Source organism: Solwaraspora sp. WMMD791 (assembly GCF_029581195.1).
In the GTDB taxonomy this organism is placed as follows: Bacteria; Actinomycetota; Actinomycetes; order Mycobacteriales; family Micromonosporaceae; genus Micromonospora_E.
On record NZ_CP120737.1, the window covers coordinates 4,263,502 to 4,279,724 of the forward strand.

The following is a 16,223-nucleotide window of genomic DNA, read 5'->3' on the forward strand; positions in this document are numbered from 1 at the left end:
GCATAGTGCATCGATCGCGGCAGATCGGGATATTCGCGCTCGGTTGCCGCAGCCGGGCCATCCTGTCGGCCGCCGACCGGACCCTGATGCTGTCTGGATGCTCGCCGGATCGCTACGCCGGTTCGACGGGCAGCCAGAGGTCACAGGTCGCGGTGCTGAAGTCGTTCGCAGGCTCGTGCACCGCGACGATCTCCGGACCTGGCCGTAGACGCCACGGGTTGGACGGGAACCACGTGGCTGCGGCCGTGGCCCAGGCCTTCTGCAGGGTCTGCGGATGCGGCCCCTTGGTCCGGATGACCACCCATTTGCCAGCCGGAACTTCGATGATGTCGAGGCTGTCGGGGACCGGCGTACCCGGGGACACGGCGACCCCGTGAAGGTAGGTCAGCTCGCTGCCCTCGGCGTAGTCGGGATCGAGGTCGTCGCTGACCGCGAGCAGGCCGCTTGGCTCAGTGTTGCCGAGAGCCTTCAAGCGCAGGTGCTCCTCTGTCGGCAGTGCGGTGATGTGCCGCTGGATGTGGGGGTTGACGCCTTGATGGACCAGCCGGACGCGGGTCGCGTGCCCGACGAGCCGGAACTTGGGATGGTCGACGATGCGGGTGTCCACGTGTTCGCTCCCTTCGACGGTCAGACGGGGTGCCGAGATCAGCGAGCCTCCGTCCGACGTCAACCTTGGTCGCGGCGCGCGGGTAGGCACCCGACCAAATCGGCGCAGAAAATGTCGGGTGGCCGAGGCCGGCGTTGCCGCACGATGGTGGGCATGGATGACACGACGTTGGTATCCCGCTTTCTTCGCGACGGCTTCGTGAAGCTGGAGGGTGCCGTCGCGCCGCGCGTGGCAGCGGACTGCGCGCGGCTGCTGTGGCGGGAGACGGGCTGCGATCCGGACGATCCGGCGACGTGGACGCAGCCCGTGCACTGGGTGCCCGGCCTGGCGCAGGGGCCGTTCGCCGCCGCTCCCAACTCCCCGTTCCTCCATCACGCGTACGACCTGCTCGTCGGTCCGGGCCGCTGGGAGCCGCGCTACTCGCTGGGCACGTTCCCGCTGCGCTTCCCGCACGAGGAGGAGCCGGACGACGCGGGCTGGCACATCGAGGGCAGCTATCTGCCGGAGGGCGAGAGCTGGTACTTCACCAATCTGCGCTCCCGGGGCCGGGCGCTGCTGATGCTGTTCCTGTTCAGCGAGGTCGGTGAGAAGGACGCCCCGACCCGGATCCGGGTCGGCTCCCACCTCGACGTGCCGAAGGTGCTGGAGGCGTACGGGGAGGATGGAGCGAGTGGACTGGCCATTGCGCCTGACCTGGTGGCGGCATCCGAGCATCGGCCGCTCGCCCTCGCCACCGGCTCTCCGGGCGACGTCTTCCTGTGCCACCCGTTCCTGGTGCACGCGGCGCAACCGCACCACGGAACGCGGCCCCGCTTCATGGCCCAACCGCCGTTGATGCCAGCCGCACCGTACGAACTGGAGCGGGCCGACGGCGCATACTCACCCGTAGAGATCGCGATCCGTCGGGGTCTCGGGCAGGAGACCCCCGGTCCGGACGGGGACGGCACCGGCTGCGGCGCCGGGGCGACCTGCTCCGTCCGTTCCTGAGTGCCTGAGCCGGCCAAGTGCGTCGGAGGCGGGTTGGCAGTGGTCCTGCGGGTGAGTACGCGCAATGCCCGGTTCCAGCAGTGGAAAGCTCTCCTCGGGAATCGGACCAAGCGGCAGCGACGTGGCGAGTTCCTCGTGCAGGGCGTGCGCCCGATCACCATGGCCGTCGAACACGGCTGGCAGATTCGGGAGCTGCTCTACGACACCAGCGCTCAGCTGTCCGGCTGGGCACGCGAGGCCCTGGACACAGTCCGGGCTGAGAAGTGCGCCGTCTCGCGTGAACTGATGCACGAACTGGGAGGCAAGGCAGACAACGTTCCAGAGCTGCTGGCCGTGGTCGCGCTGCCGGAGGACGACCTGCGCCGTATCCCGGTCGGTCCGACCATGCTCACCGTTGTGTTCGATCGGCCCACCAGCCCCGGCAACATCGGGACCCTCGTTCGGTCGGCGGACGCCTTCGGCGCTGGCGGCGTCATCGTCACCGGTCACGCCGCCGACGTGTACGACCCGAAGGCGGTCCGGGCGAGCACCGGCTCGCTGTTCGCCTTACCTGTGGTCCGGGTGCCCTCCCACCAGGCCGTTCTGTCCTGGGTCGCTGACGTCCGTGCCGGCGGCATCGGCATGAGCATCATGGGAACCGATGAGCGCGGCACTCTGGACGCCGCCGAGTACGACTTCACCCAACCCACCCTGGCGTTGATCGGAAACGAGACCACCGGCCTCAGTTCCGGCTGGCGCGAGGCATGCGACCAGCTCGTCCGAATCCCCATGTTCGGGTCCGCCAGCTCTCTGAACGCGGCGACCGCCGCGACTGTCGTGCTGTACGAATCGGCACGCCAGCGGGCCGCCGTCGCCGGCGGTAGGGCACTGATCGCAGGCGGCTGCGCCGTACGCGCAGATCGCCGATAGCAGCCGCTCCGCCATGACCTCCGGCCGCCGCAACGACTCCCAACCGACTCCGTCCGGGGCATGAAACGCTACGGACTGCCGACGGCGCTCGGCCGGCGGGGATCCCGCCGCCCTGACCACGGGCGATGTCACGTCCCTTGCTCGCACTCTCATCGGCTGAAGCCGTGAGTCCCTCCGGCTATGTCCCGGAGGTCGTGTCTGTGGTGGGGCCCTCGCCCGCCGAGGCGGCGGGCCAATCGGTCGCGCGGATGTCCACGCCAGTCGGCGGTGACGGCGCGTACGAAAGCACGGGGTGTCGCGATCAGAAGGGCAGTACCGCCGAGGAGGACCAGGTCGGGGTCTGGCGTTCCTCGCCACGTGCCTTGATGTCACCGGGAATTGCCTGGTTGAACTCGGCGGCGAACGCGTCACCGGTCCAGCACTTTCCGCATCGCCGACGCCGTCGTGGAACCTGGGTGTTCCCTGGGTGCTCCCCGCAGAGTTCGCATTTCCGACAAGCCCGGCTAGTTGAGGCCGAGCAACCCATCGACAAACTCACATTTTTCCAGTTCAGATGGTGGGCCGCCTGGGACTCGAACCCAGAACCTAAGGATTAAAAGTCCTCAGCTCTGCCGATTGAGCTAACGGCCCGTCAAGGGCCTAGCCTACTCCGCCTGGCTGTGGGCCCTGCGTCCGCCTGTCGGCTGCCTGGGTGTCGGGGAGCGCGGTTGGCGGGTGGACGGTGCTGGCGGGCGTGTTGGTTAGTGGTCGGGCTGGGCTGTCGGCTGGTTGATGGGGCGGCGCGGTCGACTCTTGCGGGAGATCGACATGGAGATGGTGCAACGCCGCCTTGGGGCAGGTTACTGGCTCGAGGGTGGCCTGCGTCGGTGTCCGGGGTGGGGTGGTGGGTTCGGGGTCATGGGCGTGGGTCAGCGTCGGTGGGGGTGGGTCGTGGGTGGTTGTCGGAGGTGGTAGCGGAGGGTGGAGGTGGTGATCGGGGGAGGTGGCCGATGGTGCGCCATCGGGGTTGTGGGCGCTGGTGAAGACGTCGACGGCGTGGTTGGTGCGGGATTCGGTGGGCTGCCAAGCCCCAGTCGACACCGCGATGTCCTTCTCCATCCGCCTGTCGGCGTGCCACAACACGATCCGCGCCCGGGTGCCGACCGCAGCCGACACTCCAGCGCTGTTGCTCAACGCCCGAAGCTCCACCCGCTCATCCGCTGAGCTCCACGAAGCACAGCCAACCACACTGGCATCAGGTCGAAGACAGCAGGACCACGAGACCACTAGTCCATCCCCTTGCGGCCCGGGGTCCAGAACGGCTTGGTGATCACGTTGCGGCGCGGCCAGTTCCGCTCCTCGACCAGGTGGCGGCGGACCAGCTGGATCGTCCGGGCTTCCCCGGCCAGGTAGGCGCGACCGGGCTCGGCGGGCAGCTCCAACCTGCGGACGGCCTCGACCAGCGTCTCGGAGGAAGCTGCCGACCGGCCCCGGCGGTAGCTCCACTCCAGGTCCCAGCCCGTCTTTGGGTCCAGGCGCCCGTCGTGGGAGTCGATCAGGTTCAGGCGCTCGTCCGGGGAGTCGATCTCGAACCGGCCGAAGACCCGGGCGTCGGCCGGCAGCGCCCGCAGCATCGGACCGTAGGCGGCCTGCGCGGTCTCCTCCCCGGCGAAGAGGTGGTACGGCGCCGGCGCGGTGACGAAGGTGCCCTGCGGTTTCATCAGCATCAGCTCGTCGCCCGGCCGGGTGGTGCGTGCCCACTCGGCGCCAGGGCCGTCCCCGTGGTCGAAGACGACCAGCTCCATGGTCTGGTCCTGGTAGCTCCACACCGTGTAGGTGCGCAGCGTGCCGACCAGCCAGTCGACGGCGGTCGGCCCCGGGGCGAGCTGCAGGCGTACGTGCTGGCCGGGCAGCCAGTCGAGACCCGTCAGGTCGGGCCCGGTCAGCGTGACCAGCCGTAGGCGGGGGCCCAGCGGCTCGACCGCGTGAACCTGGGCGGCGACCAGCAGGCGGTCGAGCAGGCGACTCTTCACGGTCGATCCTCACAATCGGAGTCGAGACTGTTCCTTGCCGATCGACAAGACACGACTTGCCGATCGGCAAGTTATACCCTGTGGCAGTGACCTCCGCCAACCCCACTCCCGAGCCGATGCGGGAGCGCATCGTGGACGTCGCCGTCGAACTGTTCGCCCGCCAGGGCTACCAGGGCACGTCGCTGCGGCACATCGCGGAGCGGCTCGGCGTCAGCAAAGCGGCGGTGTACCACCACTTCCACGCAAAGGACGACATCGCCCGCACGGTCATCAGCCGGGCCCTCGACGTACTCACCGAGGCGTCCGACCGGCTGGTGGTGGCCGGTACCGACCCGGGGGCCTGGCAGCGGGCCCTGCCGCAGATCATCGACATCGCCCTGCGGCACCGGCAGATGCTCGTGGTTCTGGAACGCAACGAGGACGTCTTCCACTCGCTGTTCGCCAACGACCCCGAGGTCGGCGCCCGAATGGCGGCGCAGAACACGAAGCTGTCGGCGCTCTTCGCCGACCCGGCGCTCGACCCGCAGGTCAGGGTCCGGCTCGGCAGCACTCTGGGCGCGATCTTCGGCCCCCTGGTGATGCTGTCGGACCACTATCAGGACCTACCAGCCGACCAGCTGCGCAAGCAGCTGATGGAGGTCATCAAGGTGCTGCTGGGCGACCTGTGACCTAGTGCCTCGTCTTTGAACGTTGATCGTGCGTCAGGTGTCGATGGCCGAGGGCCAGCGGTTGCAGCGGATCATCCGGACCGCGAAGGACCCGGTCGAAGCTGCGCCGGGCGATCGGGGTGCTGATGTCCGCCCAGGGACAGCCGACCCCGGACATCGCTCACCTGCTCACCGCCAGCGAGGACTACGTCCGACATCATCCACAGGTTCAGCAAACGGGGGTTCGACGGGTTGTCCCCAAAATGGAGCGGGGCGCATCGAGACCATCCGGCGGATACTGCACGAACGCGGCGTGTCGTGGCAGGCCACCAAGACGTGGAAGGCCTGCACCGACCCCGGCTCAACGTCGAGGATGCGCCGGATCCTGGACCTCTACGACCACCCACCCGCCGACGGCAGGGTGCCCTGCGTGGACGAGTTCGGGCCACGGAATCCGCAACCCCGCCCAGGACGGTCCTGGCGACCTGTCGCACACCCTGCGGCTGGTGCCACCTATACCCGTGACCAGGGCTTACGGCGCAGGATCGCCGCCCCGGACCCGGCTGCCGCCGCTTCGGTCACCTGCCGGGGCTGGTCGTGGGGGGATGGACCCGCGACCGCAGCGCCCACTCAGCCGTGGTCGAATCCTCGGGCGTGCAACTCCTGGCGAAGGGCGCGCAGTGCGTGGAACAGGCGGGACTTGACCGTCCCGACCGGAATCCCCAGCATTTCAGCGACCTGGGCACCCGGCCGGTCCCGCAGGTAGACCTCGACCAGGACGCTGCGCCACCGGTCCGGCAGCGACGCGATCGCCACCCGTACCTCGGCCGCGTCGAGAATCCGGTCCACCGGGTTGTCCGGGTCGGCGTGTTCGTCGACCGGCTGCGTCTGCCGGGCGGTACGCAGATGGTCGATCGCGAGGTTCCTGGCCACGGTGAACAACCACTGTTGGCCCCACCGTCCGTCATCCGACCGGGCCTGCGGGTTTCGCCAGGCTCGCAGCAACGTCTCCTGCAGGATGTCCTCGGCCCGGTGCCGGTCTCCGTTGGTGAGGCGAACGACATAGCCCAGTAGTGGTGCCGCCTGTGTCTCGTAGAGCTCGCGCAGCGCACCGTCGTCCGTCGACGGCCGCCCCGGTCGTACGGCACTGACATCCATCACATCGGTCACTCTGGATCCGTCCTGCCCCGCCACAGTGGGCGCCCGCCCCACGTCATCGGGGACAACGTATCGGACAGACATCGATGCCGTCGAGGTAACTCGTACCGATTTACGTTCTCCGAATGTACAGGTGACAGCCGTGTGTCAGGACTGTTTCCGGCTGGCTACCGGGGCCGGAAACGGGGTCGCGACGAAGCAGGTGATCGGGCCGCCGGCACCGGATTCGCTATCCCCGCCGGGTCGACGGCAACGGACGCGGCCGGCGCTGCTCACGGGCGCCCAGGACCAGGTCGAATCGGCAGCGGGTCGGTGCGACCGTGGCCGGCACCGGCCGGGCGGGCGCCGCCGGGTCGTCGGGCCCCGCCGCGGCGTCCCGGCCGACAAGGTCCGCAGGGTCCCGGCCGGCAAGGTCCGCGACGTCCGAGGCGACGAGGTCCGCCAGGTCCGCCGGTTGGAGCAGCCTCAGTGCGATGGCCACCGTACGCAGGCTGGCCACCGACTCGCGACATGCCGGACACCCGGCCAGGTGGCCACGGGCCGCCTCGGCCTCCACCCGGTCGAGCCGCCCGAGCACGTATGCGCCGAGCAGCTTCTCGATCGCCGGGTCAGGGCATTCTCCGCCGATCATGCGGTGCGCCGCGCTGGAAGTTGAACCATCTGAACAATCACGGTGGTCATCGCCGCAACCTTCGCTCGTACGAACGTTTCCTCAAGGTAACGAGCGGAAGGCGGTGACAGTTCGATGAGCCAGGTGAGGGGAATCCCTGTTCCCGCTACCTGGCCCGACCTCCAGACGCCGGAGGCGGTCACGCCACCGCCCCCGGCAGACTCGCTTCGCTCACGACGACGGGTAGATCCTCGACGGTGAGCAGGGCCAACTCGGCGTTGGTGACATCGACGGCGGCAGCCAGCCGGGACGCCTGCATGTCGGCCATCCGTTCGAACACCTTCCGGGCCTCCCGGCCGTTGCCGAACGTGCCGTCCTTCGGGATGCGGTCGAAGTACGCCAGCAGCGCCGAAGCGGCAGCGGGGTCCAGCTGATAGTCATGTCCGGCGCAGTGGTTCTCGACGATCGTCACCAGCTCGGCCGGGCTGTAGTTGGCGAACTCGATGGTCCGGCTGAACCTCGACTCCAGCCCCGGGTTCGCCTGCAGGAACCGCTGCATGTCGGCGGAGTAGCCGGCGGCGATCACGACCACCTCGTCACGGTGGTCCTCCATCAGCTTCACCAGCGTGTCGATGGCCTCTCGGCCGAAGTCCGGGCCGGTGCCGCCCCGGCTGTTGCTCAACGTGTAGGCCTCGTCGATGAAGAGCACCCCGCCGAGCGCCGAGTTGAACGCCTCCGTGGTCTTGATCGCCGTACCGCCGATGATCTGCGCGACGAGGTCGGCGCGAGCCACCTCCACCAGGTGTCCCTTACGCAGCACCCCGAGCTCGGCGAGAATCCGGCCGTACAGCCGGGCGATGGTGGTCTTGCCGGTGCCGGGGGAACCGGCGAAGACCAGGTGGCGGGCCATCGGCGGAGCGGAGAGCCCGGCCTCCTGACGACGCTTGGACATCTTGTTCAGGTTGATCAGCGACGTCACTTCCTGCTTGACGCCGTGCAACCCGACCAGTGACTGCAGCTCACGCAACGGGTCGCTGCCCCGGGCCACCGGCCGGTGGTCCTCCCCCGACGCCGACGCCGGCACCGCCGACGCCCCGGCGGTCGTCCCGTAGGCGTCCGGCAGTCGGTTGCGACCACTGGTCAGCCCGACCACGGTCAACTGGGCTTCCGGCTCGTGCTGCCGCAGCCCGGAGCCCTCGTTGTCGTGGACGGTGCAGCCGGTGATCCGCACCTTCCCCTGGGTCCGTACGACGATCCCGTCGCCGGCGTTCGCGCTGAACTCGGAGTCGACGACCGTCGCGGACGAGCCCTCGGCGAGCACCAGGCCGGGGCCTTCGGCGTCGTGCACCCGGCACGCCGTCAGCGAGACGGTCGCCCCCGCGCCGGCCGTCATCCCCTCGCCGCCCACGCCGGCGACCTCGGAATCGGTGAACGACACCACCGCGTCGGTGACCACGACACCGGCGGCGGATCCGCCGCCGCGCAGGCTCAGCCCGGTGACCGAGGTCTGCGCACCCTCGCCGATCGACATCCCGACGCCACCGCACCGCTCGATGGTGACGTTGTCGAAGCGGCCACGTGCGCCGTCGACGACCTCGATCGCCGGGCCGTGGCAGCCGCGTACCTCCAGCCGCTGCAGCAGCGGGTCGGCTCCGCCGTCGAGCCGCACTCCGGCACCGGTGCAGTCGTCGACCTGCGTGCCGGTCAGCTCCGGAGTGCAGCGGTCGCCGATGCTCACACCGATGCCCGCGACGTCGGCGGCGGCGCAGCCCTCCAACCGGCCGGCGGACCGTCCACTGAACCGGAACCCGCTGCGCCGGGCCCCAGTGACCCGGCAGCGGCGCAGCGTCGGCGCGCACCGTTCCCCGGTGAACACCCCGTCGGCGGCGCTGCCCTCCACGACGCAGTCCTCCAGCACCGCCGCGCCGGTGGTGGCCAGGTAGATACCGACACCTCTGGTCCGGCGGACCGACAAGCGGCGTACGGTGGCCTCGGACTGCTGCTCGGCGGCGAGTGCCGGCTTGGTCGTCGCGCTGATCTCGGTGTCCTCGATCGAGATTCGGCCGTGGCCGTTGAGGCAGATCCCGTTTCCCTTGGCCTCCCGGACGGCGCAGGCGCGTACCCGCAGCTCACCATGCTCGGCGACGACCACGCCGGAGGTGCCAAGTTGCTCCACCCGGCAGTCGTCGAGCATGCTGCCGACCGCCGACGTCACCACCACACCGGCACCGGCCTGGTTGGTGACGCGGCTGCCCCGCATGGTCAGTGAGCCCTGGTCCCGGACGAAGACCGCCGCCCAGGCCGACGCCGACAGCTCGCATTCGGTGACGCTCAGCTGACCCGAGGTGAGGGCCAGTGCCGGGCTGTCGCTGTCCGTCGCGGTGATCGTCAGCCCGGAGAGGGCGGCCGATTCGGCGGCGAGGACCACGGGGATGCCCGACGGCGCGGTGATCCGCACCGTACCCGGACCGTCCTGGGCCGCGATGGTGACGATCTTCGTCAGAACCAGGTTCTCGGAGTAACTGCCCGCCTGAACGGAGATCACCGATCCGTCGACGGCGGCACGCAACGCCTCACCGAGCGTCCGGTACCCCGATCCCGCCGACTGACTGACGGTGATCATCCGCTGCGTCATGTTCCCTACCTTCGTCTGACACCTGTGAGGGTGGCCGGATCAGCGGTCCGGCCCCAGTCCTTCGCTGTTCTCGGTGTCCAGGTCCTCGAAATCGTCGATTGCCTTGCGGCCTGTTGAACCGAGGTCGGTCAGTCCCTCGACCACCTCGCCGATGCCGTCCAGTGTGCTCTTGGCGTTGGTCTCCCGTATGCCGGCGAACGGTTTACCGTACTCGTCGTTTCCCCATGGTTCGACCACGGTGGACCGGATGTTGACCACCCCGCGCAGAGCTGTCTTCAGGTCCGCGCCGATGCCGATGAGTTCCTTGAACATGCTCCGCGCGCCGTCCGGATCGATCCTGGTCTCGTCAGCCATCGGTCCGACCGCCCTGCTGCTCGGCGGCCCGGATGATGCCGGGCAGGTCGATGGCCGAGGTCATCAGGCCGCTGACGACGTCGTTGAGATCGACCTTGCCGGCGGCCAGGTCGCCGAAGTTGACGCCGGGCAGGACGTCGCCGCCGGCCATCGCGTCGATCTTGCCGAAGGCCTGGGTACGGCCACGCCGGACGACGTCCAGCAGCATGTCGGCGAGCTCGTTGGGTGCCATGGTCCGGTACTTGGTGTTGTTGACCGTGAACCGGACCAGTTCACCCCGGCCGTCGAAGGTCGCCGTGAGCATCTTGTTCGCGGACTCGACCGTGGTGCTCGCCTCGTTCATCCGGCGCTGGAACTCGGCCAGTTTCCGCTGTTCCTCCCCTAGCAGGGCGAACATCGTTTCCAATTTGGCCGCGGCCCGCGCCGAACCGTTCTCGTCAGCCATTGCGGTCTCCCCTCATGAACTTGCCGAACTCCCGCTGCAGCCCTTCGCGCACTTCCTCCTGTGCCTGCTCGATCCGGGCCTGCCGGCCGAGCACGTTCCAGCCCTTGTCCTGATCGCTCCAGGCGCTGGAGTCACCCTGGACGGCGTTGGCGGTCCGCCGCTGCCCGGTAGCGGCGTCCTGCTGCCCGGTCATGCCCATGCCGCCCATCCCCATGCCGCCCATCCCCATGCCGCCCATCGGCATCATCGGCATCATCGGCATTCCGCCTCCGCCGCCGGCACCACCGCCGGCGGGCGGCGGCGGGATCAGGTCGGTGGGCAGACCGGCCCCGAGGACGGGCCCCACCGGCCGGAACAGTTCGACGTCGGCGGACGCCCCGGACGCCAGGGTGACCGGTGCGCCCGAATCATGCACGTGCCGGCCACGTTCGGCGACGGTCGGCGGCTCGGCGACCGGCACCAGCTCCGGCGGGTCCGTACCGCCCAGTGCCCGGCCGATGTCCTGGTACGTCGTCGCGACATCGTGCAGGAGGAGCTGTGCCCGCTCGTCGTACCCGGCACCGGGACCAGGATCGGCGGCGCGCTGCGCCTGAAGCTCACGCACCCGCGCCTGGCCTGCTGCGAGCGCGTTCGCGGTACGCCGCAGCTGCTGGCCGAACTCGCCCGCGTCGAGTACGCGCAGCACCTCACGGGTCCGGCGTAGCGGCTCGCCCAGCCGCGACAGGTGCGGATCGCCACCCGGCCAGGCGAGGTCGGCGCCCTCGCCCTGCCAACAGTCCGCCAGTCTGTTCAGTGTCCGTTCGGTGACCGCGGCGATGGCCCGCAGACTGCGTCGGGCGTCGTCGAGCAGTACGGCCCCCTGTTCGACCTGGGTGCAGTCGGCCGCTTCGAGCGCCGCCGCGACGGCGTCGAGGTCGCCGGGCCGGTCAGCCGCTGTCCACCGCATGGTCAGTCACGTCCCAACGCTTTGCTGGACGCCGCCTCGCTGCCGTCCTCGCCCCACATGCCGTCCTCCCCGACCAGCCAGGTGTTGCGGTCGCGGTCCCGGTCCCCTTGCTGGCCCATCCCGCCACCCATCGGCGGGGACATCGGCATCCCCGTCCCAGCGGCCGGCGTCATCGGTGCCAGTGACATGGCGGTGGAGGCCGTCGCGGGGGCGGCAGCGCCGTTGGTCACCGGCGCCAGTTCCAGCGGGGCCGGCCGGTCGCCCTCGTCACCGGACCCGCCACCGGAGCCGGACCCGCCACCGGAGCTGGCGTTGCCGCCCGATCCACCGCCGACGTCGCCACGGTCGGAGGTCGTGCTGTCGGAGTCCTCGTCGCCGCCGGTGAGGAAGTCCGCGATGGACGAATGGTCGCCGTCGGCGTCGATCATCTCGTCCAGTACGTCGTCGACGGCTTCCTTCGCCTCGGTCAGCGCCGCCACCCGCGCGTCACGTTCCGCCTTGGTCTCGCCTTCGCCCTCGCCCGCCAACTCCTTGTCGATGAGCTCGTCGATCGAGTCGCTGACCGCCGCTCGTGCCTCGGCAAGTGCGTCGTCGCGGGTCTCCTCCAGCGAGTCCGGAATCCCGTCGCCGTCCGCGTCGGTCCTGTCCTGCGTGCCGTCACCGTCGCCGTCGCCGGCCCCGTCGAGCGGCTCGCTGGAGACCAGGTCGTCGATGGCGTCGGCCGCAGCCCGCTTGGCGTCCTCCAGCGCGTCGTTGCGGGCCTCTTCCTGATCGGCGGAGCCGCCGTGCTCCGACCCGGAACCGCCGCCCGATCCACCGACGTCGCCGATCGCCCCGCTGGCCGCCTGCCTGGCCTTGTCGAGTGCGTCGTCGACCGCTTCGTCGCCCGTGGACAGACCTTCGATCGCGTCGTCGACCGCGTCCTGGGCCTGCTGGAGCGCCTGCTCGCGGGCAGTCTCCGGAGACACGTCGCCAGCACCCTGGTCCGCCAGGTCGTCGATGGCCTTGGCTGCGGCCTCCCGGGCATCCTCCAGCGCCTTCTGCCGGGCCTCGTCGGCCTCGGCATCGCCGGTCGGTTCGGTGTCGAACAGGTCCTTGATGGCGTCGTCGGCCGCTCGGCGGGCGTCGTCCAACGCCTTGTCGCGGGCCTGCTCGGCCGCCGGGTTCGTCGATGTCGTCGGCGGGGGTGTGCCCGCGCCACCGCCGAGCAGGTCGTCGATGGCGTCGTTCGCGGCCTGTTGGGCGTCCTCCAGCGCCTGGTTGCGGGCCTGCTCGGCCTGGCTCGGACCGGAGCCGCCGGAACCGGAACCACGAGAGCCGCCAGACGAACCACCACCGGGCGACCCACCAGGTGCACCCCCCGCCGACCCCATCAGGTCACCGATGGCGTCGTTCGCGGCCTGCTTGGCGTCCTCCAGCGCCTGGTTGCGGGCCTGGGCGGCCGGGTCCTGGCCGGAGCCGCCCGAACCTGCGGACGGGGCTCCTCCGCCGCCTGCGCCCAGGCCGTCGATGGCATCGTTCGCGGCCTGTTGGGCGTCCTCCAATGCCTGCTTGCGGGCCGCTGCCGCATCGTCACCGCCGCCCGACCCGCCACCGCTCTGGCCGCCGCCCGAGCCGGCACCGCTGCCCGGACCGGAACCCGCGCCCGAGCCGCCGGCACCGTCGCCCGATCCGCCGACACCGTCGCCGGACCCGCCACTCAGGCCGTCGATCGCATCCTGGGCCGCCTTGTTCGCGTCGTCCAGCGCGGCGTCGTACTCCGGATCCCCGTTCTTCAAGGAGTTGATGGCGTCGTCGACGGCATCCTTCGCGTCGTCGTACGCCTCCTCGCGGTCATCGCCGATCCCACCGCCCGTGCCGCTGCCACTGCCGCTGCCGTCCCCGGACTTGTCGTCACCGGTCTTGTCGTCACCATCTGAGTTGTCCTGCGACCGGTCGTCCGGCGGGTCGTTACTCGTCGTGTCGACCGGCTCCAACAGCCCGATCTGCAGCTTCGTCATCCGGCCGCCGATGTCGCGGTACTCGTCGGACAACTCCGTGAGCCGGACCCGGATGTTCGACAGCGTCCACTTGTTGGCGGCCTTGACCGCCGCCTTCTCCGCCCGCTCGATGTCCTCGTTCTTCTCGTTCTCGGCGCCCTGGACGCCGTCGTAGATCATCTCGACCATCCGCCGGGCGTCGGCTTTCAACGCCACCCGAAGACTGTCGCCGATGTCGAGGATCTTCCAGTAGGACTCCTTGAAGTCGTGGAGCGCCTGCCGGACGTCGTCGACCTGTTTGCTGTAGCGACTGCCGTCCAGGACGTTGTACACGCCCTCGCGGCTCTTGCGCTTCAGCTCGTCGACATGCTCGGTGAAGGCGGTGGCGGCCTCGCCGACGAAGACCGGTGAATCACCAGAGGTCAGTTTCTTCACCTGGTCGGCGAGATCCTCCAGGATCTCCTCGAGTGCCGTGGTGGACTTCTTCACCGCCTCGCTGGCTTCACCCCACGGCTCCGCAGCGTCGCGGCTCTTGGACATGATGTCGGAGATGTAATCATCGACGTCGTCCATTGTCTCGAGCTGCGCAAAGGTCTGGCCCATGGGCGGACTCTTCTCATCGAAGGTCCCCACTTCACCAACGGCCACGGCTCACCCCACCCGATCATCGAGACACCACCCGGCCCCCAGAACCGGACGGCTGCCGGGGTGCCTGCCGGCCCCCGGCGCCAATCGACCTGCTACCGGCCGAACCGGTTACCGGACCGGATGTCCTGCTGTTGCATGTCGTCGGAGCGGATCTTCAGCTCTTTCGCCAAATCGTGCACGATTGTGTTCATGTCGCCGAAGTTGCGCTCGATCCGCGCCGACAGTTCGTTGTAGTTCGCCGCCGCCGGTCCACTCCAGGTGTCCAGTGCCTGCCCGGTCTCCCTCGACAGGTTCTGGATGAGCTGCTCGACCTCGCGGTTGATGCCCTGCATCCGGCTGACGCCGTCGAGCAGGACCCCGTAGTCGTAACCGATCTTGTCGTCTGCCACGCGCGCTCCCTCTGGTTGGGCGGCCGCACCGAAGGGCGGCTCAGATGTCCTTGAGAATGTTCAGGCCGACAGCGCCGATCTGACCGGCGTTGGCGTGGTCCTGCTCGTCGAAGTCCTGCACGGTGCCGTCCACGTTCCCGGCCATCTCCCGCAGGTCCGCGATGATCGCGTTCACCTCCGACATCCAGGAGTCCCGCGCCTCCCGGAGTGCCTTCATCATCGCCCCGTCGCAGACGTCGTCCAGCACGTTCACCGCGTCGTCGAACGAATTCTTCTGTCGATCGATGTCGTCCGCTGTGGACCGATGGTCGTTGGCGACCCGGATGGCCACCGCTGGATCGAGGGTGGTGTTCGCATTGCCGGCCATGGGTGTGTCTCCCTCCCGTTTCAGATGCGATGTCGATGTCGATGTCGATGCAACCAGTCGGGACCGGTCGGACACGGCGGTTCCCGCCCCGATGCCGCTTCCGGCGGGGATATCCCCCGTCAACCGCCCCAGACCTGGCTCGCCAGCGCCGCCGAAGGGTCCAGCACCGGACCGGTCGGCAGCAGTTCCAGCAGTTCACCGGGGACATCCACCGGCGGGGCACCGCCGTACCCCAGCGCCTCGGCACCCGCCGGTGGCAACGGGTACTTCACCCCGTACTCGGAGATCAGGAACACCGCGTTGCCGGGCGCGTACGGATTGCGGGCCAGCACTCCGGTCCCCGGCGCGATCATGATGCGGTCCGCCGTCCCGGCCGCAGTCGCCGCCCGGGGCACCGGTAACGCCCCGGCGACGGTCGTGGCCGGTACCCGGTAGAGCCGCACCGCCACGGCCGCACCGGCCGAGTCGAATCCGACGCAGGGCAGCCCGCCGCCACCGGTCACCGGCTGCGGCGGATCCGGTGGATAGCCCTCGACGAACTCCGTGGTCGCGGCGACCGGTGCCGCCGCCAGCTCGTCCGGCCGTACCGGGATCGGTCCGACCGCACGGTCCGGATAGGCCTGCCCGATCGCCGGGTCGGCCAACACGAGCGCGGCGGCGGTCCGACTCAGCCGGACCAGACCATCCGCGCGGACCAGGAACTGCTCGGACGTGCCGTTCACCGCGCCGCGTACCTCGTAGACCTGACCGACCCGGGTCGGCCGGCCACCGATCGGCGGGCCCGGCTGCCCCCGCCCGGTGACGGCCGGGAAGATCAGGTCACGACCGGTCGGGATCGGGTTCAGCCATGCCGGTGTCACCAGGACCGGCGCGACGGCGGTGTAGCCGAGCGCCACCGCGGTCGCCGCCGTCAGCCGGTACCGGCGGCCCTGCCAGACCAGATGGACGTGCCCGTCGGCGGTACGGGCCAGGATGGCCTGGTCGTCGCGGAGCGGCACCGGGTCGACCAGGTCGCCCAGCAGCAACGTCACTGCCGGGTCGCCGGCCGGCGACGGCGGCGGTACGCAGACCGTCCATGATCCACGGTGCAGCCGGTTTGCCGGTGGCAGCGCGTCCGGCGCGCCCGGAATGCCGATCGGCGCTCCCACCGGCACCCCGGTCAGCGAGTGCCGGGAGACCCGGACGATGCGGGCGTCCATCGCGCCACCGAGCACCAGGCGGGCGGAGGCGTAGTTGAGCACCGGCCGCAGGTGTCCGTCGAGCAGCAGGTAGCGGGCACCGGACTCCTTGACCGCGATGATCACGCCGGGACGTTTCCAGGAGGCGTCACCCCCTGGCCGGAAGATCCCGTAGATGCCGAACCCGCCAGCGATCACCACCGCCAGCAGAATTCCGATCACCAGGCCGATCATCGGGCGGCGGTTGGGCGGCTCGTACGGGTCGGGCCGACCCATCATCAGCCCGGCGTTGAGCCGACCCAGAATGTAGAAGTAGGCGTGGACCTGATCCCGGCGGGACTCCATCGGCGGT

General features: G+C 69.8%; 15 protein-coding genes and 1 tRNA gene. 3 read left to right on the forward strand and 13 right to left on the reverse strand.

Annotation, left to right across the window (positions count from 1 at the left end):
- Positions 1–112 precede the first annotated feature (112 nt).
- Entirely contained in the window at positions 113–607 is a 495-nt protein-coding gene (locus O7623_RS18915; protein WP_282224354.1) for a GyrI-like domain-containing protein, read from the reverse strand.
- Between the two features lie 153 nt (positions 608–760).
- On the opposite strand from O7623_RS18915, the gene O7623_RS18920 reads away from it, so the two are divergent.
- Together O7623_RS18920 and O7623_RS18925 are read left to right on the forward strand one after the other, a co-directional pair.
- Entirely contained in the window at positions 761–1,594 is an 834-nt protein-coding gene (locus O7623_RS18920) for a phytanoyl-CoA dioxygenase family protein (RefSeq protein WP_282224355.1), read from the forward strand.
- A 33-nt stretch (positions 1,595–1,627) separates the two neighbouring features.
- A complete protein-coding gene (locus O7623_RS18925; protein ID WP_282224356.1) occupies positions 1,628–2,503 on the forward strand; it encodes a TrmH family RNA methyltransferase in 876 nt (291 codons plus the stop codon).
- 554 nt (positions 2,504–3,057) lie between these two features.
- Here the strand turns inward: O7623_RS18925 and O7623_RS18930 are convergent.
- Together O7623_RS18930 and O7623_RS18935 are read right to left on the reverse strand one after the other, a co-directional pair.
- A tRNA-Lys gene (locus O7623_RS18930) sits at positions 3,058–3,133 on the reverse strand.
- Between the two features lie 635 nt (positions 3,134–3,768).
- Positions 3,769–4,515 carry a siderophore-interacting protein gene (locus O7623_RS18935; RefSeq protein ID WP_282224357.1) on the reverse strand — a complete coding sequence of 249 codons (747 nt, stop codon included), beginning with the start codon at positions 4,513–4,515 and terminating at the stop codon, positions 3,769–3,771.
- Between the two features lie 116 nt (positions 4,516–4,631).
- Between O7623_RS18935 and O7623_RS18940 the strand changes: the two genes are divergently transcribed.
- Entirely contained in the window at positions 4,632–5,183 is a 552-nt protein-coding gene (locus O7623_RS18940; RefSeq protein WP_282229472.1) for a TetR/AcrR family transcriptional regulator, read from the forward strand.
- Positions 5,184–5,792: 609 nt separating this feature from the next.
- Here the strand turns inward: O7623_RS18940 and O7623_RS18945 are convergent.
- The 10 genes from O7623_RS18945 to eccB all read right to left on the reverse strand — a co-directional run bounded on the left by O7623_RS18945 (position 5,793) and on the right by eccB (position 16,216).
- The gene (locus O7623_RS18945; protein ID WP_282224358.1) at positions 5,793–6,332 is read right to left on the reverse strand and encodes a sigma-70 family RNA polymerase sigma factor; all 540 of its coding nucleotides are present in this window, start codon (positions 6,330–6,332) and stop codon (positions 5,793–5,795) included.
- A 217-nt stretch (positions 6,333–6,549) separates the two neighbouring features.
- Positions 6,550–6,951, reverse strand: a complete 402-nt coding sequence (locus O7623_RS18950) for a zf-HC2 domain-containing protein (RefSeq protein WP_282224359.1) — start codon at positions 6,949–6,951, stop codon at positions 6,550–6,552.
- 178 nt (positions 6,952–7,129) lie between these two features.
- Positions 7,130–9,565, reverse strand: a complete 2,436-nt coding sequence (locus tag O7623_RS18955) for a right-handed parallel beta-helix repeat-containing protein (protein ID WP_282224360.1) — start codon at positions 9,563–9,565, stop codon at positions 7,130–7,132.
- Positions 9,566–9,604: 39 nt separating this feature from the next.
- Entirely contained in the window at positions 9,605–9,919 is a 315-nt protein-coding gene (locus O7623_RS18960) for a hypothetical protein (RefSeq protein WP_282224361.1), read from the reverse strand.
- A complete protein-coding gene (locus O7623_RS18965) occupies positions 9,912–10,364 on the reverse strand; it encodes a YbaB/EbfC family nucleoid-associated protein (RefSeq protein ID WP_282224362.1) in 453 nt (150 codons plus the stop codon). The genes O7623_RS18960 and O7623_RS18965 overlap by 8 nt, the downstream gene beginning before the upstream one ends.
- Positions 10,357–11,310 (reverse strand): hypothetical protein, encoded by a 954-nt coding sequence (locus O7623_RS18970; RefSeq protein ID WP_282224363.1) that lies wholly within the window; start codon positions 11,308–11,310, stop codon positions 10,357–10,359. Before O7623_RS18970 ends, O7623_RS18965 begins: the two co-directional genes overlap by 8 nt.
- 2 nt (positions 11,311–11,312) lie before the next feature.
- The gene (locus O7623_RS18975) at positions 11,313–13,892 is read right to left on the reverse strand and encodes a hypothetical protein (protein ID WP_282224364.1); all 2,580 of its coding nucleotides are present in this window, start codon (positions 13,890–13,892) and stop codon (positions 11,313–11,315) included.
- Between the two features lie 137 nt (positions 13,893–14,029).
- On the reverse strand, positions 14,030–14,326 hold the full coding sequence (locus O7623_RS18980) for a WXG100 family type VII secretion target (RefSeq protein WP_282224365.1): 297 nt from the start codon (positions 14,324–14,326) through the stop codon (positions 14,030–14,032).
- A gap of 40 nt (positions 14,327–14,366) precedes the next feature.
- A complete protein-coding gene (locus O7623_RS18985; RefSeq protein WP_282224366.1) occupies positions 14,367–14,693 on the reverse strand; it encodes a type VII secretion target in 327 nt (108 codons plus the stop codon).
- A gap of 119 nt (positions 14,694–14,812) precedes the next feature.
- The gene (gene eccB / locus O7623_RS18990) at positions 14,813–16,216 is read right to left on the reverse strand and encodes a type VII secretion protein EccB (protein ID WP_282224367.1); all 1,404 of its coding nucleotides are present in this window, start codon (positions 16,214–16,216) and stop codon (positions 14,813–14,815) included.
- Between the last annotated feature and the right edge of the window lie 7 nt (positions 16,217–16,223).

Bases quoted from the DNA above. Each gene is read 5' to 3' on its own strand.
- O7623_RS18920 (WP_282224355.1), top strand. From the start codon at position 761: ATGGATGACACGACGTTGGTATCCCGCTTTCTTCGCGACGGCTTCGTG.
- O7623_RS18940 (WP_282229472.1), top strand. From the start codon at position 4,632: ATGCGGGAGCGCATCGTGGACGTCGCCGTCGAACTGTTCGCCCGCCAG.
- O7623_RS18950 (WP_282224359.1), bottom strand. From the start codon at position 6,951: ATGATCGGCGGAGAATGCCCTGACCCGGCGATCGAGAAGCTGCTCGGC.
- O7623_RS18955 (WP_282224360.1), bottom strand. From the start codon at position 9,565: ATGACGCAGCGGATGATCACCGTCAGTCAGTCGGCGGGATCGGGGTAC.
- O7623_RS18960 (WP_282224361.1), bottom strand. From the start codon at position 9,919: ATGGCTGACGAGACCAGGATCGATCCGGACGGCGCGCGGAGCATGTTC.
- O7623_RS18965 (WP_282224362.1), bottom strand. From the start codon at position 10,364: ATGGCTGACGAGAACGGTTCGGCGCGGGCCGCGGCCAAATTGGAAACG.
- O7623_RS18970 (WP_282224363.1), bottom strand. From the start codon at position 11,310: ATGCGGTGGACAGCGGCTGACCGGCCCGGCGACCTCGACGCCGTCGCG.
- O7623_RS18975 (WP_282224364.1), bottom strand. From the start codon at position 13,892: ATGGGCCAGACCTTTGCGCAGCTCGAGACAATGGACGACGTCGATGAT.
- O7623_RS18985 (WP_282224366.1), bottom strand. From the start codon at position 14,693: ATGGCCGGCAATGCGAACACCACCCTCGATCCAGCGGTGGCCATCCGG.
- eccB (WP_282224367.1), bottom strand. From the start codon at position 16,216: ATGGAGTCCCGCCGGGATCAGGTCCACGCCTACTTCTACATTCTGGGT.